This is a genomic window from Variovorax sp., from assembly GCF_965279555.1.
Classification (GTDB): Bacteria; Pseudomonadota; Gammaproteobacteria; order Burkholderiales; family Burkholderiaceae_C; genus Variovorax.
Window position 1 is genome coordinate 567,628 of sequence record NZ_OZ257247.1, and the last position, 21,199, is coordinate 588,826.

Genomic DNA, 21,199 nt, shown 5'->3' on the forward strand with positions numbered 1-21,199 from the left:
CCGGGGGCAACACCGGCAGCCCGGCAAAGCCGGTTCTGCGGTGTTTCTGGAAAAGGGCATGCGGTCCATGAGTCGCGGGGCGCTGCAGTGACAGGATAATGGGGACCATGGCCACACCATCGTCCCCTTTTTCTTTTCTCGGCGACCTCTTCAATCGCATCGGCGAACGCCTCCAGCCGCCTGACTGGGCAGTCCACGAGATCCAGCACCGCGCGGTCCTGTTCCTGAACCACGTGCTGCAGCAGGAGCCTGAAGCCCAGCAGCGGCTTCTGCGCCAGCAGGGGCGTGTGGTGCGCTTCCAGTGGCGCTTCGTGACCATGGAGCTGGTGGCCACGCCGGCCGGCCTGCTCGACCTGGCCCCGGCAGGTTCGGTGCCCGAGCTCACGCTCACCGTCACCGAAGCCTCCCCCTTCGACATCGCCCGCGCCACGCTGCGCGGCGACAAGCCCTCGGTGCAGATCATCGGCGACGTGCAGCTGGCCGCCGAGGTCAACTGGCTGGTCGATCACGTGCGCTGGGACATCGAGGACGACCTTGCCCGCGTGATCGGCGACGTGCCCGCGCACACGCTCGGCAACGCCGTGCGGCGCGTGGCGGGCGCGCTGCGCCAGTTCGTCGGCGACCGCACGGCGCGCGCCGGCGCTTCGACGACCGGCTCGGCGAGCAACGCCGAATGAGGCGCTTCTATCGCGGCTTGTTCATCGTCTGGGTCGCGCTGCGCTACGGCCTCGACGAGCTCGTGCTCACGAGCTTCCAGAAGCCCTGGCTGCGCGTGGTCGCGCGCATCGTGTCCTTCGGCCGCAACCTCGACGCGCCGCGCGGCCAGCGGCTGCGAGAGGCGCTCGAGAGGCTGGGCCCCATCTTCGTGAAGTTCGGCCAGGTGCTGTCGACCCGGCGCGACCTGCTGCCGCCCGACATCGCCGACGAGCTGGCCTTCCTGCAGGACCGCGTGCCGCCGTTCCCATCGGCGGTTGCCATTGCCACCATCGAGCGCGCGTTCCGCCGTCCGGTGGGCGACGTGTTCGTGCAGTTCGACGAGACGCCCATCGCCAGCGCATCGATCGCCCAGGTGCATTTCGCGACCATCCGCACCAATGACGGCGAACTGCGCGAGGTCGCGGTCAAGGTGCTGCGCCCCAACATGCGCGGCGTGATCGAGAAAGACCTCGCGCTCATGGCCATGATGGCCGGCTGGGTCGAAGGCCTTTCGGCGGACGGCAAGCGCCTGAAGCCGCGCGAGGTGGTCGGCGAGTTCGACAAGTACCTGCACGACGAACTCGACCTGGTGCGCGAGGCCGCCAACGCGGCCCAGCTGCGTCGCAACATGTCCGAGCTCGACCTGGTGCTGATCCCCGAGATGTTCTGGGACTTCTGCCATCCCGAGGTCATCGTGATGGAGCGCATGAAGGGCGTGCCCATCGCGCAGATGGACCGCCTGCGCGCGGCCGGCGTCGACATTCCCAAGCTGGCGCGCGACGGCGTCACGATCTTCTTCACGCAGGTGTTCCGCGACGGCTTCTTTCATGCCGACATGCACCCCGGCAACATCCAGGTGAGCCTGGAGCCCGAGACCTTCGGGCGCTACATCTCGCTGGACTTCGGGATCATCGGCACGCTGACCGAGTCGGACAAGGAATACCTCGCGCAGAACTTCGTGGCCTTCTTCCGGCGCGACTACAAGCGCGTGGCCGAGCTGCACCTCGAAAGCGGATGGGTGCCGGTAGGCACCCGCATCGACGAGCTGGAGGCGGCCATCCGCACTGTCTGCGAGCCGTACTTCGACCGGCCGTTGAAGGAAATCTCGCTGGGCATGGTGCTGATGCGCCTGTTCCAGACCTCGCGCCGCTTCCATGTCGAGATCCAGCCGCAGCTGGTGCTGCTGCAGAAGACACTGCTCAACATCGAGGGACTGGGCCGCAACATCGACCCCGAGCTGGATCTCTGGGCCACCGCCAAGCCTTTCCTGGAAAAATGGATGGTCGACCAGATCGGCCCCAAGAAGCTGTTCCAGCAGCTCAGGGCCGAAGCGCCCAGGTACGCCAAATTGCTGCCCCAATTGCCGCGGCTGCTGCACGATTTCCTTGAAAATCGGCCCGCCGACAACCGCCGCGAGCTGCTCGAACTGCTGGCCGAGCAGAAGCGCACGAATCGGTTGTTACAAACCATCGTCTACGGTGGCATAGGTTTTGTATTGGGGTTGCTCGCCATGCAGTTGCTGGTGCGCGTGCGTCTGTTCTAGAGGAGTTTCCGTCGTGCTGCTGACGTTGGTCATCGTCTATCTGCTTGTCACCATCGCGATCGGCCTCTACGCCGCCAAGCGGGTGAAGAACACCACCGACTTCGCCATTGCCGGGCGGCACCTGCCGCTGTTCATGATCGTCACGACCACGTTCGCCACGTGGTTCGGCTCCGAAACGGTGCTCGGCATCCCGGCCAAGTTCATCGAGGGCGGGCTCAACGGCGTGGTCGAAGACCCGTTCGGCGCGGGCACCTGCCTGATCCTGGTGGGCCTGTTCTTCGCGGGCAAGCTCTACCGCATGACCCTGCTGACCATCAGCGACTACTACCGCGAGCGCTATGGCCGCACGGTGGAAGTGGCGTGTTCGCTGATCATCATGCTGAGCTACCTGGGATGGGTGTCGGCGCAGGTCACGGCGCTGGGGCTGGTGTTCAACCTGCTGTCGGCCGGCGTCATCAGCATCCCGATGGGCATGGTGATCGGCGTGATCTCGATCCTGGCCTACACGCTGTTCGGCGGCATGTGGTCGGTGGCCGTGACCGACTTCATCCAGATGATCATCCTGGTGGCCGGCCTGGCCGTGATCGCCATGTTCGCGGGCTCCATGGCCGGCGGCGCCGACAAGGTGGTGGCCTTCGCGGTCAGCAAGGACCTGTTCAAGTTCTGGCCCGAGCCCAGCTGGCACGACATGGTGTTCTTCTTCGCGGCCGCCATCACCATGATGCTCGGCTCCATTCCGCAGCAGGACGTGTTCCAGCGCGTGATGTCGGCCAACAGCGTGAAGGCTGCCACGCGCGGCCCGGTCATCGGCGGCCTGGCGTACATCCTGTTCGCCTTCGTGCCGATGTTCCTGGTGGCCAGCGCACTGCTGATCATGCCGGAGCAGACCGCCACGCTGCTCAAGGAAGATCCGCAGAAGGTGCTGCCCACGCTGGTGCTGCAGAAGATGCCGTTCGTGATGCAGGTGCTGTTCTTCGGCGCGCTGCTGTCGGCCATCAAGTCGACCGCCTCGGCCACCTTGCTGGCGCCCAGCGTCACTTTCACCGAGAACATCTGGCGCCAGTTCCGCCCGGCCGGCACCGACCGCCAGAACCTCATGACGATGCGCATCACAGTGCTGCTGTTCAGCGCCGCGGTGCTGGCCTATGCCATCCGCATGCAGGGCACGCCGATCTACGAACTGGTGTCGGGTGCCTACCAAGTGCCGCTGGTGGGTGCCTTCGTGCCGCTGGTCTGCGGCCTTTACTGGCGCCGCGCCACCACGCAGGGCGCCATCGCCTCCATCGCGCTGGGCATCGGCGTGTGGCTGCTGTTCCTGGCCGTGCCGGCCTGGGGCGCTGTGTTTCCGGCGCAACTGGCGGGCGTGCTGTGCTCGTTCGCGGGCATGGTGGCCGGTTCGCTGCTGCCGCAATGGCTAGTGGACACTCACACGCCGCATCGGCCTTTGGCCACGGAACCGGCTTGAGACTGAGGCCCGGCGCCCATGCCGGGCCCTCTTTGGCGGGGGCGCCCCTATAATCGAGGGCTTTGCGAGCGGCAGCTGCGCCGCTTTTTCCCCACCCGATTTCCCATGCCCATCTACGCCTACAAGTGCAGCGCCTGCGGCTTTGCCAAAGACGCTTTGCAGAAGATGTCCGACGCGCCCCTGACGGTGTGCCCGGCGTGCGGCGCGAGCGCGTTCGAGAAACAGGTCACCGCCGCCGGCTTCCAGCTCAAGGGCTCGGGCTGGTACGTGACCGACTTCCGCGATGGCGGCGGCAAGAAGTCCGAGCCCGCCACGGCGCCCGCCTCGAGCGACGGTGCCAAGCCCGCCGACTCCGCGCCGGCCGCGTCCTCACCCACCGCCGCCCCGAGCCCCGCTCCTGCGGCCCCGGCGCCCGCGCCGGCCCCCGCAAGCAGCGACTGATCGACCGCCATGCTCGCCCTGCGCAAATGGTTGTTCTCCGGCTTGCTGGTGATCGTTCCGCTGTTCATCACCCTGGCGGTGCTGAAGTGGATCATCGACACGCTGGACCAGACGCTCTGGGTGCTGCCCGGCGCCTGGCAGCGCTGGCTGTACGACAACAACATCCGCGGGCTGGGCGTGCTGCTCACGCTGGCCATCCTGCTGGTGGTCGGCGCCATCGCCAGCAACTTCGTGGGCAAGCGCCTGCTCGGCTGGGGCGACGCCGTGGTGCGCCGCATTCCGGTCGTGCGCTCCATCTATTCCAGCGTCAAGCAAGTCTCGGACACGCTGTTCTCCGAGAACGGCAATGCGTTCCGCACGGCAGTGCTGATCCAGTGGCCGCGCGAAAACGTCTGGACCATCGCCTTCGTGACCGGTGCGCCGGGCAACGAAGTGGCTGCGCACCTGGGCAACGAGGACTTCCTCAGCGTCTACGTGCCCACCACGCCCAACCCCACGGGCGGCTATTTCGTGATGCTCAAGCGCAGCGACTGCATCGAACTCAAGATGAGCGTGGACGAAGCGCTCAAGTACATCGTCTCGATGGGGGTGGTCGTTCCCGGCGGCCCCGCCGTGCTGGCGACCAAGCCATCCAACTCATAAAAACGAACGCGCCGCCAAGGCGCCGGAAGTCCTCTCTATGGCCATGCGTACTCACTATTGCGGTCTCGTGACCGAAGCCCTGATGGGCCAAACCGTTACCCTGTGCGGCTGGGTCAACCGTCGCCGCGACCACGGCGGCGTGATCTTCGTCGACGTGCGCGACCGCGAAGGCTATGTGCAGGTGGTGTGCGACCCGGATCGTGCCTCCACCTTTGCCGTGGCGGAGAACCTGCGCAACGAGTTCTGCGTGCAGATCACCGGCCTGGTGCGCGCGCGCCCTGAAGGCACGACCAACGACCAGCTCAAGAGCGGCAAGATCGAAGTGCTGTGCCACGAGCTGAAGGTGCTGAACCCCTCGGTCACGCCCCCGTTCCTGCTGGACGACGACAACCTGTCGGAGACCACCCGCCTCACGCACCGCGTGCTCGACCTGCGCCGCCCGGCCATGCAGCGCAACATGATGCTGCGCTACAAGGTGACGATGGAAACCCGCAAGTTCCTCGATGCCAACGGCTTCATCGACATCGAGACGCCGATGCTCGGCAAGTCCACGCCCGAAGGCGCGCGCGACTACCTCGTGCCCAGCCGCGTGCATGACGGCAGCTTCTTCGCGCTGCCGCAGTCGCCCCAGCTGTTCAAGCAGTTGCTGATGGTGGCCGGCTACGACCGCTACTACCAGATCGTGAAGTGCTTCCGCGACGAAGACCTGCGCGCCGACCGCCAGCCCGAATTCACGCAGATCGACATCGAGACCTCCTTCCTCGCCGAAGAAGAAATCCGCGAGATGTTCGAAGGCATGATCCGCAACGTGTTCCGCAACGCGGCGGGCATCGATCTGCCGGTGTTCCCGACCATGACGTACGCGGACGCGATGTTCAAGTACGGCTCCGACAAGCCCGACCTGCGCGTGAAGCTCGAGTTCACCGAACTCACCGAGCTGATGAAGCGCGTGGAGTTCAAGGTGTTCTCCAACGCAGCCACCATGGCCGGCGGCCGCGTGGTCGCGCTGCGCGTGCCTGGCGGCGGTGCCGAGGGCGGCCTGTCGCGCGGTGAAATCGACGCGTACCAGGAATTCGTCAAGATCTACGGCGCCAAGGGCCTGGCCTACATCAAGGTCAACGACGCCGCAGCCGGCCGCGAAGGCCTGCAAAGCCCCATCGTCAAGAACCTCGACGACAACGCGCTGGCCGAGATCATCGCCCGCACGGGTGCGCGCAACGGCGACATCCTGTTCTTCGGCGCCGACAAGGAAAAGGTCGTCAACGACGCCATCGGCGCGCTGCGCATCAAGATCGGCCACAGCGCCTTCGGCAAGAAGAGCGGCCTGTTCGACGACCGCTGGGCACCGCTGTGGGTGGTCGACTTCCCGATGTTCGAGTTCGACGAGGAAGGCCAGCGCTGGAGCGCCGTGCACCACCCGTTCACCGCGCCGAAGGACGGCCATGAAGACCTCATGGACACCGCCCCCGAGAAGTGCATCGCCAAGGCCTACGACATGGTGCTCAACGGCATCGAGATGGGCGGCGGTTCGGTGCGTATCCACCGCGAGGAAGTGCAGAGCAAGGTGTTCCGCGCGCTGAAAATCAGCGCCGAGGACGCGCAGCTCAAGTTCGGCTTCCTGCTGGATGCGCTGCAGTACGGCGCCCCGCCGCACGGCGGCATCGCCATCGGCCTGGACCGCCTGGTCATGCTGATGACCGGCGCCGAATCGATCCGCGACGTGATCGCCTTCCCCAAGACCCAGCGCGCGCAAGACCTGCTGACGCAGGCGCCGAGCCCGGTCGACGAGAAGCAGCTGCGCGAGCTGCACATCAAGCTGCGGAACACGCCCCAGGCGGCTTGACGCAGCCATGACGACCAGCCCCCGGCCCTGGAAGATCCCGGAGTCGGTGCTGGTCGTGATCCACACGCCGGCGCTCGATGTGCTGCTGATCCGGCGTGCGGACGCCGAAACCGACTTCTGGCAGTCGGTCACCGGCAGCAAGGACCTGGCCGACGAGCCGCTGGCGCTTACAGCGGCGCGCGAGGTGGCCGAGGAAACCGGCATCCAGTGCGGCGAAGGCACGGCGCTGGCCTCGCAGTTGGTCGACTGGCAGCTGCGCAACGTCTACGAGATCTATCCCCGCTGGCGCTCCCGCTACGCGCCCGGCGTCACGCACAACACCGAGCACCTGTTCGGCCTCTGCGTGCCCGAGCGGCTGGTGCCGGTGCTGGAGCCCCGCGAGCACACCGCGTGGCAATGGCTGCCCTACCAGCAAGCCGCGGACGCCTGTTTTTCCCCGTCGAACGCCGAAGCCATTCTGTTGCTGCCAGAATTTGCGCGATGAACCAGCCGGCAGCACCAGCAGCACCAGCAGCACCAGCGCAAAGCCTCCGGGTCGCGACCTACAACATCCACAAGGGTGTGCAGGGCATCGGACCGGCGCGCAGGCTCGAGATCCACAACCTGGGCCATGCCATCGAGCAGCTCGACGCCGACATCGTCTGCCTGCAGGAAGTGCGCAAGATGAACCGGCAGGCCGCAGCCCGCTTCGCGCACTGGCCCGAACTGCCGCAGGCCGATTTCCTCGCACCCGAGGGCTACACCGCCGTCTACGAGACCAACGCCGTCACCCGCCACGGCGAGCACGGCAATGCGCTGCTGACGCGCTGGCCGGTGCTGCGCACCAGCCACCAGGACATTTCCGACCACCGTTTCGAGCAGCGCGGCCTTCTGCACGTGGTGATCGACGTGGAGGGCCGGCGTGTGCACGCCATCGTGGTGCACCTGGGGCTCATCAAGGGCAGCCGGGTGCGGCAGGTCGCCCGTTTGCGCGAGTTCATCGACCGCGAGGTGCCGCCCGACGAGGCCGTGGTGGTGGCGGGCGACTTCAACGACTGGGGCGCGCGCATGCGCTACGCCATGAACGCCATGGGCCTGCGCGACACCAGCGACCTGCGCGGTCCGCGCACGCTCACTTACCCGTCTCGCCTGCCGGTGGCGCAGCTCGATTTCGTCTATGGACGCAGGCTGGAGCCGCTGGCCTGCACGGTGCCGCGCGGTCCCATCTGGGCCCGCATGTCCGACCACCTGCCGCTGGTGGCCGATTTCACGCTCCTTAATTGATAGCATCGCTCCAAGAAGGGACGGGCGTTGCGGCCCCGAATGTCTGGAGCCATTCACTGGTACGATCCCCGCCATGCTGAGGAAAACCGACGTCGAACCCCTTCCCGATCGAAAAGACGACGACGAGGGTACGCCCGTCTCCGTCAAGATCCGCGAGCGCATCACCGCCGCGCGCAAGCGCTTCAATGCCAACGACAACATCGCCGAGTTCATCGAGCCCGGCGAACTGGAAGCGTTGCTCGACGAGGTCGAGGTCAAGATGAAGGGCGTGCTCCAGAGCCTGGTCATCGACGTCGAGAACGACCACAACACCGACAACACCGCGCGCCGCGTCGCCAAGATGTATGTCAACGAGGTGTTCCGCGGCCGCTACGTGGCGCCGCCCTCGCTCACCGAATTCCCCAACGCCGAGCACCTGAACGAGCTGATGATCGTCGGCCCGATCACCGTGCGCAGCGCCTGCTCGCATCACTTCTGCCCGATCATCGGCAAGCTCTGGATCGGCGTGATGCCCAACGAGCACACCAACGTGATCGGCCTGTCGAAGTACGCGCGCCTGGCCGAATGGGTCATGGGCCGTCCCCAGATCCAGGAAGAAGCCGTGGTGCAACTGGCCGACCTGATCCAGGAAAAGACCCAGCCGGACGGCCTGGCCCTCGTCATGGAAGCCGAGCATTTCTGCATGGCCTGGCGCGGCGTCAAGGAAATGGACAGCAAGATGATCAACTCCGTGATGCGCGGCGTGTTCCTCAAAGACCCGAGCCTGCGCCGCGAATTCCTTTCTCTCCTTCCCCGAAAGAGCTGAGCCATGCTGGTCCGACTTCTCTACGCCAGCCGCGCCGTCGACACCAGCCCCCAGGCCATCGAGTCGATCCTCGCGCAATCGCGCACGCACAACACCACCTGCGGCATTACCGGCATCCTCTGCTATGGCGCGGGCACTTTCCTGCAGGCCATCGAGGGTGGCCGCATGGCCATCAGCGAGCTCTACGGACATATCCAGCGCGACGCACGCCACAAGGACGTGGTGCTGCTGCACTACGAGGAAATCTCCGAACGCCGCTTCGGCGGCTGGACGATGGGGCAGGTCAACCTGTCGAAGCTCAATGCCTCGACGCTGCTGAAGTACTCCGAGAAACCCGAACTCAACCCCTACGCGGTGTCTGGCAAGGTCTCGCTGGCGCTGCTCGAAGAACTGATGGCCACCGCCGCCATCGTCGGCCGCCACTGATCCAGGGGTGCCGCTCTCCGCATTCGCGCTGATCCTGCTGGCCGGGATCATCCATGCCGGCTGGAACATCGTCGCCAAGAAGGCGAACGGCGATTCGCGCTTCAGCTTCCAGACCAGCGTGTTCAACATGCTCATCTGGGCGCCGGTGGGCATCACGCTGGGCTGGAACGTGGTGCCCGGCTGGGGCGTGGCCGAGTGGGGCTTCGTCGTGCTCAGCGGCGTGCTGCACATCTTCTATTTCGTCGTGCTGCTGCGCGGCTACCGCAAGTCGGACCTGACCGTGGTCTATCCGCTTGCGCGCGGCTCGGGGCCGCTGCTGTCGTCGCTGGTGGCGGTGCTCTTCCTGGGCGAAAAGATCAGCCTCCTGGGCGTGGCGGGCATCGCGGGCGTGGTGCTCGGCGTCTTCCTGGTGGCGGGCGGCCCGAAGCTGTGGCGCAAGGCGCATGACCCGGTACAGCGTGAGCGGGTCCACAAGGGCATTCGCTACGGCGTGCTGACGGGCGGCTTCATCGCGGCCTACACGGTGGCCGACAGCTATGCGGTCAAGTTCCTCGCCATGTCGCCGATCCTGCTGGACTACTTCGGCAACCTCGTGCGCATCGTGCTGCTGCTGCCCGTCGCGCTGAAGGACCCGTCCACGACCGCGCGAATGTGGCGCTCGCAGTGGAAATATGCGCTGCTGGTGGCGGCGGTCAGCCCGGTGTCGTATGTGCTGGTGCTCTATGCCGTGCAGCAGGCGCCGATCTCGCACGTCGCGCCCGCGCGCGAGGTGTCGATGCTGTTCGCGGCGCTGATCGGCGGGCACCTGCTGCGCGAAGGCGACCGGCTGCTGCGGCTGCTGGGCGCGATGTTCATCGCCGCCGGCGTGGTGGCCCTCGCGCTGGGCTGAGGCGGCGCGATGCTGTTCGGTTGCGATTTCTCGAGCGCGCCGTCCGCGCGCAAGCCCATCGTCGTTGCCATCGGTGAACTGCAGGAGGGTGGCGTCGTGGTGCTCGACGGCCTGCGGCGCTTTGCCTCGCTCGACGCTTGGGGCGATTGGCTGTGCAGCACGCCCGCCTGGGTCGGCGGGTTCGACTTTCCGTTCAGCCTGCCGCGCGAGCTGCTCGAGCACCTCGGCTGGCCGCTGCAATGGGAGCCGCTGATGCTGCATTACGCCGGCCTGAGCCGCGCGCAGATCCGCGACACCTTCGCGGCTTTCTGTGCGTCCCGCCCAGTCGGCGGCAAGTTCGCGCACCGCGCGGCCGACCTGCCCGCGGGGTCGAGCCCGTCGATGAAGTGGGTCAACCCGCCGGTCGCGTACATGCTGCATGCAGGCGTTCCGCGCCTCCTGGCTTCGGGGGCACGGATTCCGGGGCTGCACCCCGGCAGCCATGAAGGCCGCGTCGCGCTGGAGGCTTACCCCGGCCTGCTGGCGCGCGAGTTGATCGGCCGCCGCAGCTACAAGAGCGACGACCGGCGCAAGCAGACGCCCGAGCGCCTTGCCGCGCGCATCGATCTGATGGCCGCGCTCGAAGCCGGTACCTCGCGGCTCGACCTGCGGCTCGGCGTCACGGCGTCGCAACGCGCCGAGCTGATGGCCGATGCGCGCGGCGACGACATCGACGCCGTGCTGTGTCTTCTGCAGGCCGCATGGGGCCTGCAGCGCGCCGACAGCACGGGCCCTGGCCACGGCCTGCCACAGGGCGTCGATCCTCTTGAAGGATGGATCGTCTCCGCCTGAGCCTTGTTGTCCTACATGGCTTCGGGCTTCCCGCCACGTCCGGGGTCGCGGGCCAACGCCTAGATTGAAATCAGTGGGTCATATCGGCCCACGGTATTTCACCCACCCTCAAAGGAAGGAAGCGACATGAACAAGGACCAAGTGGCAGGACGCGTCGAAGAAGCCAAGGGCAAGATCAAGGAAGCGGCCGGCAAGGTCGTCGGCAATGAAAAGCTCCAGGGCGAAGGCCTCGCCGACCAGGCCGCCGGCAAGGTGCAGAAGACCTACGGCGACGTGAAGGAAAAGACCAAGGACGCGATCAAGTCGGGCGCCGACAAGCTCTGACCCCGCTATGTAGGGCTGTGCGCCGGGTGCGCGCAGCCCTTTTTTCTTTGCAGAGAGCGAACGGAGGAAATCAAATGAACAAGCATCCAGAACCCGCCACCATGCCGCATTCGCGCGCATGGCTTGCCGTGCTGGTGGCGGGCGCCGCGCTGACGCTGGCCGCCTGCGACAAGTCGGACAATCGCACCGCGGGCGAGAAGCTCGACAGCGCCGTCGCCAAGACCGAGCAGGCTGCCGATACCGCCGCCGCCAAGACCGGCGAGGCCGTGCGCGAAGCCAAGGCCAAGGTCGACGCATCCGGCACCACCGCAGAGGTCAAGCAGGGCGTGGCCAACGTCACCGAAGCCGCCAAGGAGGCGGGTGCCGCCGTGAGCGCGAAGGTCGACGATGCCGCCATCACCGCCTCGGTTTCCGCCGGCCTGGCGAAGGACCCGGACCTGAGCGCCATCAAGATCAATGTCGACACCAAGGGCGGTGCCGTGAGCCTGAAGGGCCCGGCGCCCACTGCCGCCGCGAAGGCACGGGCAGAAGAGATCGCCAAGGGCGTGCAGGGCGTGACGTCTGTGGACAACCAGCTTGAAGTGAAGAGCTGATTCCCGCGATTCGCCGCAAAAGAAAGAGCCCGGAAGTTCCGGGCTCTTTCTTTTGCGGACCCCTTTTCAGGGCCCCGAGAGATCAGGTGTGCTCAGTGCCCGAGCCAGTCCTTCAGCTCGTCGGCATGCTCTTCCTCGTCGGCGAGGATGTCTTCGAGCATGCGGCGGGTGGTCGGGTCCTTGTCGCCGATCAGGGCGATCATCTGGCGGTACGACTCGACCGCGATGCGCTCGGCAATCAGGTTGGCGCGCACCATCGACTGCAGGTCGGTGGATTCGTCATAAGCCGCGTGGCTGCGCTCCAGCAGGTGATTGGGTGCGAAGTCGGGTTCGCCGCCCAGTTGCACGATGCGCTCGGCAATGCGGTCGGCATGGCCGGATTCTTCGTTCGCATGCACCAGGAATTCGTCGGCGATGGCCGGAGATTCCACACCGTTGGCGGTGAAGTAGTGGCGCTTGTAGCGCAGCACGCAGACCAGTTCGGTGGCCAGCGCGTCGTTCAGCAGCTTGACCACGTCGTCGCGCCAGGGGCCGTAGCTGGGCGTGACGGCACCGTCGTCCAGGCTGTTGCGCGCGGCATCCAGGCCGCTCTGGTCGAGCACCAGGTGCTTGTGTTCCGTGGCCTTGCTGGATGAGGAAACATCGGCTTTCATGGAGGATCCTTTCGTGGGGGGCTTGTGTTCTTCTGCATCAACGTGTTGACGACGTCAGCCACGTCGGATGTCTTCAGTACCGCAGCCAGCACAGCCGTTACCGACAAGAGGCGCCACGGCCTCACCAGTACCAGCACCGCGCCGGTGGCCGCGGCAATGGCCATCAGCTTGGCGGGCTGCTTGCGGGCGTAGTGCTCGAGCACCGGCCGGGCCAGCTGTCCTGCCGCATGGGCGGGGTGGCGGCGCCACCAGCGCTGCACGATGCTGCGCCCCAGCGGCAACCAGACGCCGCCGAAGCTCGGGGAGCGGTCCGCGCGACCTGCTAGCGCGGCGTCGTGGTGTTCGTATTCCAGATCGTCGTCCGGGTCGCTCGCGGGGGCGTGATTCAGAAACGCGTCGTGCGTGTCTTCGCCGCCGCCGTTGAGCTGCCGCACCAGCGCGCGGCGCGAGAGGGCCAGGCGTTGCTGCGGGGTCAGGGGTGTGCGTTCAGCGCTGGCCATGATGGGCTCCGGCGTCATGCAAGGCCTGGAGGTCGGCCTCGAGTTGCGAGCGCAGGTCGTCGAAACCGTGGCTCGGGCTGGGGCGCGTCGCGTACCAGGCGCAGAACGCCGCGATCACCACGGCCACGGCCGGTACGGCCACGAGCACCCAGTGAAAGCTGCCGTGCAGCACGCCCAGCAGCACGGCCACGCCGATCAGCCCGAGGGCCAGCATGGCGCTGGCCGCGGCCAGCACCCCCGCGACGATGCGGGCGACGAGGCCGCGCCCCGCCTGCGCAGTTTCCTGGCGGACGAGGGCGGCATAGTTGGCGAGGTGTTCAGCGACGAGTTCCGGATGCCCGAGCACCGTGGAAAAAATCGGATGAAGCATGGTGCCGGGAATCGGTGGAACGAACGCTCAGCGGATCAGTAGTCGTCCCGGCTGCGGCGGCTGGCCAGCACGATGAGCGCGGTGATGGCGGCGCCGGCTGCGGCGGCGATCAGCACCGAACGCACGGGCTGGTCGGAGATGTAGCGGCCGGTGACGTCGGCAGCCTGCTCGATGCGGCGCTGGGCGCGTGCGCTGGTGGTGGAGGCTGCGTCCAGGCCGCGCTGGACGGCTTGCTGCACACGGGCTGCGAGCTGCTCGACGGCCGGTTCGGCGTCGCGGCGCAGTTCGCGGACCTTTTCGCCCGCCGCATTCACCGCATTCTGTGCATAGGCGCGGGTCGTTTCGACCGCTTCATTGGCGGTCTGGCGGGCGTCGTCGGCGAGCTGCGAGGGAGTCTTGGTCGTGTTCATGTGAAAGTCCTTTCCGGGAAGATGAAATGCGGGAGCCTGTTTATCGTAACTACGCTACTTGCGTCGGAGCAAGCCGCCCAGGAAGCTTGCGATGGCAAGAATGGCGAAGATCACGAACAGGATCTTGGCGATGCCGACCGCGCTGGCGGCGATGCCGCCGAACCCGAACAGGGCGGCGATGAGCGCGATGACCAGAAACACCACGGCGTAATGCAGCATGTGGAACTCCTTCGAGGCTTCCCTCGTTGTTTTGAAAAACGGCACATCCGCGGGCTTCGAAACGAGGGAGTCAGGAAGCTGCGAATGGCACAGGAGCAACCTTAAGTGCCCCCTTGGCCCGGACCTGTCAGCGGTCGGGGGCGGGGTGCGTAGGAGATGGCCGAGTAGACGGCCGGGCCGAGGGCGGCGCCAGCCTCAGGCGGGGCGCACCACCGGCAGCATGGCGCTCAGGCGCGTGCCCTGGCCGGGTGTCGACGAGACCGTCAGCTTGCCGCGCGCGGCCTCCACGCGATGCCGCATGCCCGCGAGGCCGTGCGTCGACGGGCGCGTGCGCAGGGTGTCGAAGCCCTTGCCGTTGTCCGCCACTTCCACGATCACGTGGTTCTCGTAGTTCTTCAAGACGATGGTGGCCTCGCTGGCCTCCGCGTACTTGCCGATGTTGGTCAGGCTTTCCTGCACCATTCGGTAGATGGTGAGCTGGCGCGACTCGTCCATGGTCACGGGCTCCAGCGCCATCTCGATCTGCAGGCCCGAGCGCTCGGCGAACTCGCGCCCCAGGATCTCCAGCGAAGCGACCAGCCCGAGGTTCGACAGCGACGAAGGCCGCAGGTCCTCGATGATGCGGCGCTTGAGCGCGATGCCGCTGTTGAGCAGTTCGGTCAGATGCTGCAGCCGCTGGATGGCGTCGGGCGCGTCCGCCAGCCGCGACTTCAGGCGCGCCACGTCCAGCTTGGCGGCCGTGAGCAGCGAGCCCAGCTCGTCGTGCAGCTCGCGCGCGAGGTAGCCGCGCTCGGTTTCGCGCACGTCCTGCAAGTGGGTGGCCAGTTCGGCCAGCGAGGCAGTGCGCTCTCGCACCTCGTCTTCCAGTGCATTGCGCTCGCGCTGAAGGGTTTCCTGCTGGCGCTCGCCGATGGAGCGCAGCGCGTGCGTCTGCCGCAGGTACAGGAAGAAGGCGATCAGCGCGGCCAGCGCCACGATGGCGGTGCCTATGCGTGCCAGCCGCAGCGACTTGAGCACCTGCGCCTGGCTCTGGTGCAGCGTGTCGTTGCTGATCCTGACCAGTTCGCCCGCCGTGGCGCGGATCGAATCCATCTCCTCGCGGCCCACGTCGGTCGTGATGACGAACTTCCAGGCGTCCTCCTTGCCGTCCTGGCGCAGGCGCACGCTCATGTCCATCTCGGCCACCTTGCGCAGCACGTGCTTGGAGAGTTCAGTCAATTGGGTGAGCTCGGCCGGCCGGCCGGCGTAGAGCCGGCGCAGCGTCGCGAGATTGCCGTCGACCTGCTTGACCGCGGTGTCGTAGGGTTGTCGGTAGTTCGCCTCGCCGGTCAGCAGGTAGCCTCGCTGGCCGGTTTCCGCGTCCAGCATGTTCTGCAGGATCTGGTTGAGCGTGCTGCGCACCTGCTGCGCCTCTTCGATGTCGGCGAGGGCGCGGCTGGACTGCCGGTAGCCGGCCTCGTTGATACCGACGAGGGCCAGCGCGGCCAGCGCCGCGAGCAGCAGGCTCACGGCCATTCTTGGAGGGGCTAACCAGTGCATGAAACTTTCAGGGCTGCTTGCTACGCAAGTTCGTGAATAATTGACAACAATCAGGGACCCGGCATGTTGCGGCCCGCATGCGCGCAACACAACGACGAAAGTAACAGATGATCAAAATCGGAATTGTGGACGACCACGCCATCGTGCGATCCGGCCTCCGGCAGTTCTTCTCCGAACACGTGGACCTGCGCGTGGCGGGTGAAGCGGCCAGCGGGCGTGAAGCCATCGAACTGGTACGCACCACGGAGTTGGACGTGCTGGTCATGGACCTTTCGATGCCGGGGCAAAGCGGGATCGATGCGCTCGCCATGATCCGCGCCAAGGCGCCGGACGTGGGCATCCTGATCCTGAGCGGCTACCCCGAGGAGCACTACGCGATGAACCTGATCCGTCAGGGCGCGAGCGGCTACCTCAACAAGGAGTGCGATCCCATCGAGATCGTCAACGCCATCCGCACCATTTCGCTGGGCCGGCGCTACATCACGCCCGCCGTGGCCGAACTGCTGGCCCGCCAGCTCGACCGCAAGGACGACGCCGCGCCGCACGAGCAGTTGTCGGAGCGCGAATTCCAGGTGTTCCTGAAGCTGGCCAAGGGCGAGACCGCCGGCGACATCGCCAAGACGCTGTCGCTGTCCGTGAAGACGGTCAGCACCTACCGCACGCGCCTGATGGAGAAGATGAACCTCTCCTCCAACAGCGACCTGACGTACTACGCGCTGAAGAACAAGCTGATCGATTGAGACCGGCAGCGCAGGGGGGAGGGCGCCCCACGCGGCGTCTTCAGCCCGCGGCACGCAATGCGTTCGCCTGCACGAGGCAGAAGTCGACCAGCGCGTCGATTTCGTTCGACTTGTCGAACACCGCGTCGACCCCGAACTCGGCGCAGCGCCGGCGGATGTCCGGCGTGGCGTAGTTGCTGAGCACCACCACCTTCTGGTTCGGGCTGCGTGCCTGGCAGGCCTGAAGCACACCCAGGCCGCTGCCCTGCTTGAGAAACAGATCGACGATGGCGAGGTCCCACTCGCCGACGTGGTCCCGCAGCCATTCGCGCGCGCCGCTTTCCGTCTCGGCGAAGCCGACGACGGTGGCGCAGGTGAGCTCTTCCAGAGTTCCAATAAGGTTTTCACGGATCGTGAGGTTGTCTTCGACGACGTAAGTCTGCAATCTGGGATCCATGCCGAACCGCGCTTCCTCTTACGTTGGCAGGAGCATTCGAAGCGCCCCCGCCTGCGGGAATGCCTGCAAGTGGACACTGAGGCCTTCTTGTCGCGCATCATGCAAGCTTCGTGGACCGGGTGTTGTAGGCGGGTTCCGACGATGCATCCGCAAAGCTTCGCCGTAGGCCATGCCGCACGGTTTCTGCGGTCTCCTGCCGACCCTGGACGGGCCGTACCCAAGGTATCCCATTGAACATGGCAACGAACATCTTTCGCTCCCGGCCCGTCTGGCAGAAGTCGCTGGCTTTCCTCGTGCTGCTGCTGGCCGTGCTGGTGATCGTGCTGGCGTTCTTCCCGTGGGACGTGCTGCGCGAGCCGGTCAACCGCTACGTGAGCGAGAAGACCGGCCGCAAGTTCGAGATCACGCGCCGGCTCGACGTGAACCTCGGGCTGCGGCAGGCAACCGTCAAGTTCGACGGCATCGAATTCGCCAATCCGTCCTGGGCCCGCGACCCCTATCTGGTGAAGGCGGACCGCGCAGAGTTCGACATTCGCATCTGGCCGCTCCTGGCCGGCAAAGTGAACATTCCGCGCCTTGCGCTGTTCTCGCCCACGGTCGGCCTGCAGATGGAGCAGGACGGCCGCCGCACGTGGGCGCTGGGCAAGGACACCTCCGACTCCGGCACGGTGCCGAGCATCGGCCTGCTGCAGGTCGACACCGGGGCCGTCGACTTTCTGGCCAAGCACCTGGGCGTCGACCTGCATGCCGACCTGAGCTATGACACCAGCCGCGGCGAAATGCCGCTCAACTACCGCATCAAGGGCCGCTACAAGGGCCAGCCGCTGACCGCCACCGGCCGCACCGGCAATGTGCTCCAGATCAACGCCGCCGGCGCACCGCCGTTCCCGTTGGAAATCAACGCGGCGGCCGGCCAGACCCAGCTGAAGGCGGCCGGCACCGTGGCTGAGCTGTCGGGGCTCGACGGCATCGACGCCAAGTTCGAGCTCAAGGGCCAGACGCTGGGCGCGCTGTTCCCGCTGCTGGGCATTGCGCTGCCGCAGACCTCGCCCTATGCGCTGAGCGGCGATCTGAGCAAGCGCGGCACGCTCTGGGGCGTGGCCGGCCTCAAGGGCAAGCTGGGCCTGTCCGACATTGCCGGCGACATGCGTTTCGAGCAGTCCGGCAAGCTGCCGTATCTGTCGGGCGAACTGCGCTCGCGCGTGATGGACATGGACGACCTCGGCCCGCTGATCGGCCTGCCGCCCACGGCGCGTACCGCCAACACGGTGGAGGGCGTGGCTCCGCCGCCGACCGTGACGCAGGTCAAGCGGGCGGGCGGCAAGGTGCTGCCCACCGCGCCGCTTGATTTCGAGCGCCTTCGCGCAATGAATGCCGACGTGAAATACACCGCCGACCGCATCCAGAACGTGCGCGACATCCCGCTTGACCGCGGCAGCGTGCAGGTGAAGCTGGACAGCGGCGTGCTCACGCTCGACCCGCTCGACCTGGGCGTGGCCGGCGGCAAGCTGGGTGGGGCGATCCGCATCGACGCATCCAAGAACCCGGCCGACATCCGTGCGTCGCTGGACATGCGCGCCATGCAACTGGCCCGCCTGTTCCCCAAGCTGGAAACCACCGGCAACAGCGTGGGGCGGCTGGACGGGCGCATCAACCTCTCGGGCTCGGGCAGTACCGTGGCCAACTGGCTGGGGGGCGTCTCCGGCGATGTGGCGGTGATTTCGGGTCGTGGCCAGTTCGGCAACCTGCTGCCGGTGTTCGCGACGCTGGTGGGCGGGGACATCATCAAGTTCCTGCTGCGCGGCGATCGCAACGTCGAACTGCGCTGCGCGGCCCTGGCATTCGACGTCAACAAGGGAGTGATGACCGGACGCACGCTGGTGGTGGACACGACCAACGCGGTATTCACCGCCACCGGCCAGGCCAACCTCGCGACAGAAGGGCTGGATTTCGTGATCCGTCCGGAGCCGAAGAGCAAGAACATCCTGTCGATCCGCACGCCCCTGGTGGTGGGTGGCACTTTCGGGGAGCCCAAGGGCGGCCTGCAGGTGGCGCCGCTCGCAGAACGGGGGCTGGCCGCGCTGGCGCTGGGGGCCATCAACCCTCTGCTGGCACTGGCCGCGACCATCGAGACCGGGCCGGGCGAGGACGCCGACTGCAAGGGCGTGCTGGGCGATGCGAACCGCCCGACGGCGGGGGCTGCGGCCAACGGTGCCGCCAGGGCCAAGGGTGCCAAGCAGCCTGTGAAGCAGCCTTGAACGGGTTCTAGGCGGAGGGAGGGGGGCGCTGCGCGCAGATGCTGCAGTGCGGGTCGCGCGCGACCCTCAAGGTGTCGAAGCTGGTGCTGCGCCCGTCGAACATCAACAGCTTGCCCGCCAATGACGGACCGATGCCCGCGAGCAGCTTGAGCGCCTCGCTGGCCTGCAGCGTGCCGATCGTCCCCACCACCGGGCCGAATACCCCCAGCACGGCGCAGCGCGTCTCCTCGAAAGTTGCATCGGGTGGGAACAGGCAGGCGTAGCAGGGAGACGTCGCGTCGCGCGTGTCGTAGACGCTCAATTGCCCGTCGAAGCGGATTGCCGCGCCTGCCGCCAGCGGCCTGGCATGAGCCACGCAGGCACGGTTGACGGCCTGCCGGGTGGCGAAGTTGTCGCAGCAGTCGACCACCACGTCGGCCTGGCTGACCAAGCGGGACAGCAATGCCTCGTCGGCGCGCACGGCGTGCGTCTCGATGGAAATACTCGGGTTGATGTCGCGCATGGCCTGCGCGGCGGATTCGACCTTGGAGCGCCCGACACGCGCATGCGTGTGAGCCACCTGGCGCTGGAGATTGGTGAGATCGACTTCGTCGTCGTCGACCAGCACGATGTGGCCGACCCCTGCCGCGGCAAGGTAGAGCGCCACCGGCGAGCCCAGCCCTCCGGCGCCGATCACGAGAACCCGTCCGGCACTGACGCGCTCCTGGCCGTCAATGCCGAATTCCTCGAGAAGGATATGGCGCGAGTAGCGCAGCAGCTCGTGGTCGTTCATGCTCGCCCACCCCCACCGGGGGCAATACCAGCGGCCCGGCAAAGCCGGTTCCGCGGTATTCCTGAAAGAAAACCAGGCTTATCCAGCTCAGTTCTCTTTCTTTTCTTCCTTGTTGTCGACAATGACCTGCGTCTTGCTCACGAGCACCGGCTGGCCCTTCAGGCGATTGAGCGCCTGCACCAGCGGGAAGTCCTTGTCGGTGCCGAACTCTGGCACCTTGCGGTCCTGCGGCGGCTTCTTGGCTTCTTCCTCGAGGCGCTTGCGGGCTTCGTCGCGGGCCTTTTCGCGTTCCGGGTCCTTGACTTCGGGGCCCTGGCCGCTGGCCAGATGCTTCTCGAGGTCGGCCTCGCGCATGCGCAGGGCGGCGAAGGGGCTGCCCTCGGCGCTTTCGTCGACCAGCACGTTGGGCACGATGCCCTTGGCCTGGATCGAGGTGCCGCTTGGCGTGTAGTAGCGCGCCGTGGTGATCTTCAGGCCGGTGTCCGGGCCGAGCGGGCGAACCGTCTGCACCGAGCCCTTGCCGAAGGTCTGGCTGCCCATGATGGTGGCGCGCTTGTGGTCCTGCAGCGCGCCGGCGACGATTTCGCTGGCCGAGGCCGAGCCTTCGTTCACCAGCACCACCAGCGGAACTGTCTTCAGAGCCGCGGGCAGGCTGCGCAGCGGATCGCTGCCCGAACGGCGCTGGTAGAACTCCGGCGCCGCCTTGTAGATCGACTTGCTTTCGGCCAGCTGGCCGTCGGTGGTAACCACCGTGACGTTCTCGGGCAGGAATGCCGACGACACAGCCACCGCCGCGTCGAGCAAGCCGCCCGGGTCGTTGCGAAGGTCGAGCACCAGGCCCTTGAGGTTCGGGTCTTCCTTGTACATCTCGTCGATCTTCTTGACGAAGTCGTCGACGGTGCGTTCCTGGAACTGCGACAGTCGGATCCAGCCGTAGCCGGGTTCGATGATCTTGCCGCGCACCGACTGCGTGCGGATTTCCTCGCGCGTGATCGTGACCGGGAAGGTGCGGCTCTCGTCCTTGCGGAAGATGGTCAGCAGCACCTTGGTGTTGGCTTCGCCGCGCATGCGCTTGACCGCCTCGTTCAGCGACAGGCCGCGCACGGCGGTGTCGTCGATCTTGGTGATCAGGTCATTGGGCTTGAGGCCGGCGCGGAAGGCCGGGGAGCCTTCGATGGGAGAAACGACCTTGATCAGGCCGTCTTCCTGGGAAATCTCGATGCCCACGCCGACGAATCGGCCGGTCGTGCCTTCCCTGAATTCCTTGAAGGACTTCTTGTCGAAGTACTGGGAATGCGGGTCGAGGCCGGCGACCATGCCGGAAATGGCATCGGAGATGAGCTTTTTCTCGTCGACCGGCTCGACGTAGTCGCTCTTGACCATGCCGAAGACGGCAGCGAGCTGCTGCAATTCCTCGAGCGGCAGTGGCGCAAGCGAACCGCGTGCGACTGTCTGCAACGAGACGGTGGTCAGGACGCCTGCAACGGCGCCGGCGGCGACCCAGCCGGTGATCTTCAGTTTCTGGCCCATCATGAGTGGTT

Annotated in this window: 25 protein-coding genes; 16 read left to right on the plus strand and 9 right to left on the minus strand. The window is 66.5% G+C overall.

Annotation, left to right across the window (positions count from 1 at the left end):
• Positions 1-107 precede the first annotated feature (107 nt).
• The 14 genes from ACQY8B_RS02825 (at position 108) to ACQY8B_RS02890 (ending at position 11,761) form a co-directional block, all read left to right on the plus strand.
• Positions 108-677, plus strand: coding sequence for a ubiquinone biosynthesis accessory factor UbiJ (locus tag ACQY8B_RS02825; RefSeq protein WP_422085304.1), 570 nt, complete (start codon positions 108-110; stop codon positions 675-677).
• Entirely contained in the window at positions 674-2,239 is a 1,566-nt protein-coding gene (ubiB, locus tag ACQY8B_RS02830; protein WP_422085305.1) for a ubiquinone biosynthesis regulatory protein kinase UbiB, read from the plus strand. The genes ACQY8B_RS02825 and ubiB overlap by 4 nt, the downstream gene beginning before the upstream one ends.
• A gap of 13 nt (positions 2,240-2,252) precedes the next feature.
• The gene (locus tag ACQY8B_RS02835; RefSeq protein ID WP_422085306.1) at positions 2,253-3,704 is read left to right on the plus strand and encodes a sodium:solute symporter family protein; all 1,452 of its coding nucleotides are present in this window, start codon (positions 2,253-2,255) and stop codon (positions 3,702-3,704) included.
• 105 nt (positions 3,705-3,809) lie between these two features.
• A complete protein-coding gene (locus tag ACQY8B_RS02840; RefSeq protein WP_422085307.1) occupies positions 3,810-4,145 on the plus strand; it encodes an FmdB family zinc ribbon protein in 336 nt (111 codons plus the stop codon).
• 9 nt (positions 4,146-4,154) lie between these two features.
• Positions 4,155-4,787 (plus strand): DUF502 domain-containing protein, encoded by a 633-nt coding sequence (locus ACQY8B_RS02845; protein WP_422085308.1) that lies wholly within the window; start codon positions 4,155-4,157, stop codon positions 4,785-4,787.
• Between the two features lie 37 nt (positions 4,788-4,824).
• Positions 4,825-6,630, plus strand: a complete 1,806-nt coding sequence (gene aspS / locus ACQY8B_RS02850) for an aspartate--tRNA ligase (RefSeq protein WP_422085309.1) — start codon at positions 4,825-4,827, stop codon at positions 6,628-6,630.
• Positions 6,631-6,637: 7 nt separating this feature from the next.
• Positions 6,638-7,114, plus strand: coding sequence for a dihydroneopterin triphosphate diphosphatase (gene nudB / locus ACQY8B_RS02855; RefSeq protein ID WP_422085310.1), 477 nt, complete (start codon positions 6,638-6,640; stop codon positions 7,112-7,114).
• Entirely contained in the window at positions 7,111-7,893 is a 783-nt protein-coding gene (locus ACQY8B_RS02860) for an endonuclease/exonuclease/phosphatase family protein (RefSeq protein ID WP_422085311.1), read from the plus strand. The genes nudB and ACQY8B_RS02860 overlap by 4 nt, the downstream gene beginning before the upstream one ends.
• A 73-nt stretch (positions 7,894-7,966) precedes the next feature.
• Positions 7,967-8,698 carry a GTP cyclohydrolase I gene (gene folE, locus ACQY8B_RS02865; RefSeq protein WP_081266007.1) on the plus strand — a complete coding sequence of 244 codons (732 nt, stop codon included), beginning with the start codon at positions 7,967-7,969 and terminating at the stop codon, positions 8,696-8,698.
• 3 nt (positions 8,699-8,701) lie between these two features.
• Complete coding sequence (locus tag ACQY8B_RS02870) at positions 8,702-9,124, plus strand: BLUF domain-containing protein (protein ID WP_081266006.1); 423 nt, start codon at positions 8,702-8,704, stop codon at positions 9,122-9,124.
• A 7-nt stretch (positions 9,125-9,131) separates the two neighbouring features.
• Positions 9,132-10,013 carry an EamA family transporter gene (locus ACQY8B_RS02875; RefSeq protein WP_422085312.1) on the plus strand — a complete coding sequence of 294 codons (882 nt, stop codon included), beginning with the start codon at positions 9,132-9,134 and terminating at the stop codon, positions 10,011-10,013.
• Positions 10,014-10,022: 9 nt separating this feature from the next.
• A complete protein-coding gene (locus tag ACQY8B_RS02880; protein ID WP_422085313.1) occupies positions 10,023-10,844 on the plus strand; it encodes a DUF429 domain-containing protein in 822 nt (273 codons plus the stop codon).
• A 126-nt stretch (positions 10,845-10,970) separates the two neighbouring features.
• A complete protein-coding gene (locus ACQY8B_RS02885; protein ID WP_422085314.1) occupies positions 10,971-11,168 on the plus strand; it encodes a CsbD family protein in 198 nt (65 codons plus the stop codon).
• 74 nt (positions 11,169-11,242) lie between these two features.
• A complete protein-coding gene (locus ACQY8B_RS02890; RefSeq protein ID WP_422085315.1) occupies positions 11,243-11,761 on the plus strand; it encodes a BON domain-containing protein in 519 nt (172 codons plus the stop codon).
• Positions 11,762-11,853: 92 nt separating this feature from the next.
• On the opposite strand, the gene ACQY8B_RS02895 is transcribed toward ACQY8B_RS02890, so the two are convergent.
• The 6 genes from ACQY8B_RS02895 to ACQY8B_RS02920 form a co-directional block, all read right to left on the minus strand.
• Positions 11,854-12,414, minus strand: coding sequence for a ferritin-like domain-containing protein (locus tag ACQY8B_RS02895; protein WP_422085316.1), 561 nt, complete (start codon positions 12,412-12,414; stop codon positions 11,854-11,856).
• Entirely contained in the window at positions 12,411-12,914 is a 504-nt protein-coding gene (locus tag ACQY8B_RS02900) for a hypothetical protein (protein WP_422085317.1), read from the minus strand. Before ACQY8B_RS02900 ends, ACQY8B_RS02895 begins: the two co-directional genes overlap by 4 nt.
• Positions 12,901-13,284, minus strand: coding sequence for a hypothetical protein (locus tag ACQY8B_RS02905; RefSeq protein ID WP_422085318.1), 384 nt, complete (start codon positions 13,282-13,284; stop codon positions 12,901-12,903). The genes ACQY8B_RS02900 and ACQY8B_RS02905 overlap by 14 nt, the downstream gene beginning before the upstream one ends.
• Positions 13,285-13,319: 35 nt before the next feature.
• Positions 13,320-13,694, minus strand: coding sequence for a hypothetical protein (locus ACQY8B_RS02910; RefSeq protein WP_081265998.1), 375 nt, complete (start codon positions 13,692-13,694; stop codon positions 13,320-13,322).
• Between the two features lie 54 nt (positions 13,695-13,748).
• On the minus strand, positions 13,749-13,913 hold the full coding sequence (locus ACQY8B_RS02915) for a DUF1328 domain-containing protein (protein WP_081265997.1): 165 nt from the start codon (positions 13,911-13,913) through the stop codon (positions 13,749-13,751).
• A gap of 195 nt (positions 13,914-14,108) precedes the next feature.
• Positions 14,109-15,428: a CHASE3 domain-containing protein gene (locus ACQY8B_RS02920; protein WP_422085319.1), complete on the minus strand. Its 1,320-nt coding sequence runs from the start codon at positions 15,426-15,428 to the stop codon at positions 14,109-14,111.
• Between the two features lie 131 nt (positions 15,429-15,559).
• On the opposite strand from ACQY8B_RS02920, the gene ACQY8B_RS02925 reads away from it, so the two are divergent.
• Entirely contained in the window at positions 15,560-16,192 is a 633-nt protein-coding gene (locus tag ACQY8B_RS02925; protein WP_007837167.1) for a response regulator, read from the plus strand.
• Positions 16,193-16,232: 40 nt separating this feature from the next.
• Here the strand turns inward: ACQY8B_RS02925 and ACQY8B_RS02930 are convergent, their stop codons facing one another.
• Entirely contained in the window at positions 16,233-16,628 is a 396-nt protein-coding gene (locus tag ACQY8B_RS02930; RefSeq protein WP_422085320.1) for a response regulator, read from the minus strand.
• 236 nt (positions 16,629-16,864) lie between these two features.
• On the opposite strand from ACQY8B_RS02930, the gene ACQY8B_RS02935 reads away from it, so the two are divergent.
• Positions 16,865-18,886, plus strand: coding sequence for an AsmA family protein (locus ACQY8B_RS02935; protein ID WP_422085321.1), 2,022 nt, complete (start codon positions 16,865-16,867; stop codon positions 18,884-18,886).
• A gap of 7 nt (positions 18,887-18,893) precedes the next feature.
• On the opposite strand, the gene ACQY8B_RS02940 is transcribed toward ACQY8B_RS02935, so the two are convergent.
• Entirely contained in the window at positions 18,894-19,658 is a 765-nt protein-coding gene (locus ACQY8B_RS02940; protein ID WP_422085322.1) for a HesA/MoeB/ThiF family protein, read from the minus strand.
• Between the two features lie 87 nt (positions 19,659-19,745).
• Positions 19,746-21,188, minus strand: coding sequence for a S41 family peptidase (locus ACQY8B_RS02945; RefSeq protein WP_081266027.1), 1,443 nt, complete (start codon positions 21,186-21,188; stop codon positions 19,746-19,748).
• Positions 21,189-21,199: the final 11 nt, after the last annotated feature.

Coding starts and splice junctions, on each gene's coding strand:
- folE (WP_081266007.1), top strand. CDS start 7,967: ATGCTGAGGAAAACCGACGTCGAACCCCTTCCCGATCGAAAAGACGAC.
- nudB (WP_422085310.1), top strand. CDS start 6,638: ATGACGACCAGCCCCCGGCCCTGGAAGATCCCGGAGTCGGTGCTGGTC.
- ACQY8B_RS02825 (WP_422085304.1), top strand. CDS start 108: ATGGCCACACCATCGTCCCCTTTTTCTTTTCTCGGCGACCTCTTCAAT.
- ACQY8B_RS02880 (WP_422085313.1), top strand. CDS start 10,023: ATGCTGTTCGGTTGCGATTTCTCGAGCGCGCCGTCCGCGCGCAAGCCC.
- ACQY8B_RS02930 (WP_422085320.1), bottom strand. CDS start 16,628: ATGGATCCCAGATTGCAGACTTACGTCGTCGAAGACAACCTCACGATC.
- ACQY8B_RS02910 (WP_081265998.1), bottom strand. CDS start 13,694: ATGAACACGACCAAGACTCCCTCGCAGCTCGCCGACGACGCCCGCCAG.
- ACQY8B_RS02940 (WP_422085322.1), bottom strand. CDS start 19,658: ATGAACGACCACGAGCTGCTGCGCTACTCGCGCCATATCCTTCTCGAG.
- ACQY8B_RS02890 (WP_422085315.1), top strand. CDS start 11,243: ATGAACAAGCATCCAGAACCCGCCACCATGCCGCATTCGCGCGCATGG.
- ACQY8B_RS02900 (WP_422085317.1), bottom strand. CDS start 12,914: ATGGCCAGCGCTGAACGCACACCCCTGACCCCGCAGCAACGCCTGGCC.
- ACQY8B_RS02945 (WP_081266027.1), bottom strand. CDS start 21,188: ATGGGCCAGAAACTGAAGATCACCGGCTGGGTCGCCGCCGGCGCCGTT.
- ubiB (WP_422085305.1), top strand. CDS start 674: ATGAGGCGCTTCTATCGCGGCTTGTTCATCGTCTGGGTCGCGCTGCGC.
- aspS (WP_422085309.1), top strand. CDS start 4,825: ATGGCCATGCGTACTCACTATTGCGGTCTCGTGACCGAAGCCCTGATG.
- ACQY8B_RS02905 (WP_422085318.1), bottom strand. CDS start 13,284: ATGCTTCATCCGATTTTTTCCACGGTGCTCGGGCATCCGGAACTCGTC.
- ACQY8B_RS02840 (WP_422085307.1), top strand. CDS start 3,810: ATGCCCATCTACGCCTACAAGTGCAGCGCCTGCGGCTTTGCCAAAGAC.
- ACQY8B_RS02915 (WP_081265997.1), bottom strand. CDS start 13,913: ATGCTGCATTACGCCGTGGTGTTTCTGGTCATCGCGCTCATCGCCGCC.
- ACQY8B_RS02895 (WP_422085316.1), bottom strand. CDS start 12,414: ATGAAAGCCGATGTTTCCTCATCCAGCAAGGCCACGGAACACAAGCAC.
- ACQY8B_RS02845 (WP_422085308.1), top strand. CDS start 4,155: ATGCTCGCCCTGCGCAAATGGTTGTTCTCCGGCTTGCTGGTGATCGTT.
- ACQY8B_RS02885 (WP_422085314.1), top strand. CDS start 10,971: ATGAACAAGGACCAAGTGGCAGGACGCGTCGAAGAAGCCAAGGGCAAG.
- ACQY8B_RS02860 (WP_422085311.1), top strand. CDS start 7,111: ATGAACCAGCCGGCAGCACCAGCAGCACCAGCAGCACCAGCGCAAAGC.
- ACQY8B_RS02870 (WP_081266006.1), top strand. CDS start 8,702: ATGCTGGTCCGACTTCTCTACGCCAGCCGCGCCGTCGACACCAGCCCC.
- ACQY8B_RS02925 (WP_007837167.1), top strand. CDS start 15,560: ATGATCAAAATCGGAATTGTGGACGACCACGCCATCGTGCGATCCGGC.
- ACQY8B_RS02935 (WP_422085321.1), top strand. CDS start 16,865: ATGGCAACGAACATCTTTCGCTCCCGGCCCGTCTGGCAGAAGTCGCTG.
- ACQY8B_RS02920 (WP_422085319.1), bottom strand. CDS start 15,428: ATGGCCGTGAGCCTGCTGCTCGCGGCGCTGGCCGCGCTGGCCCTCGTC.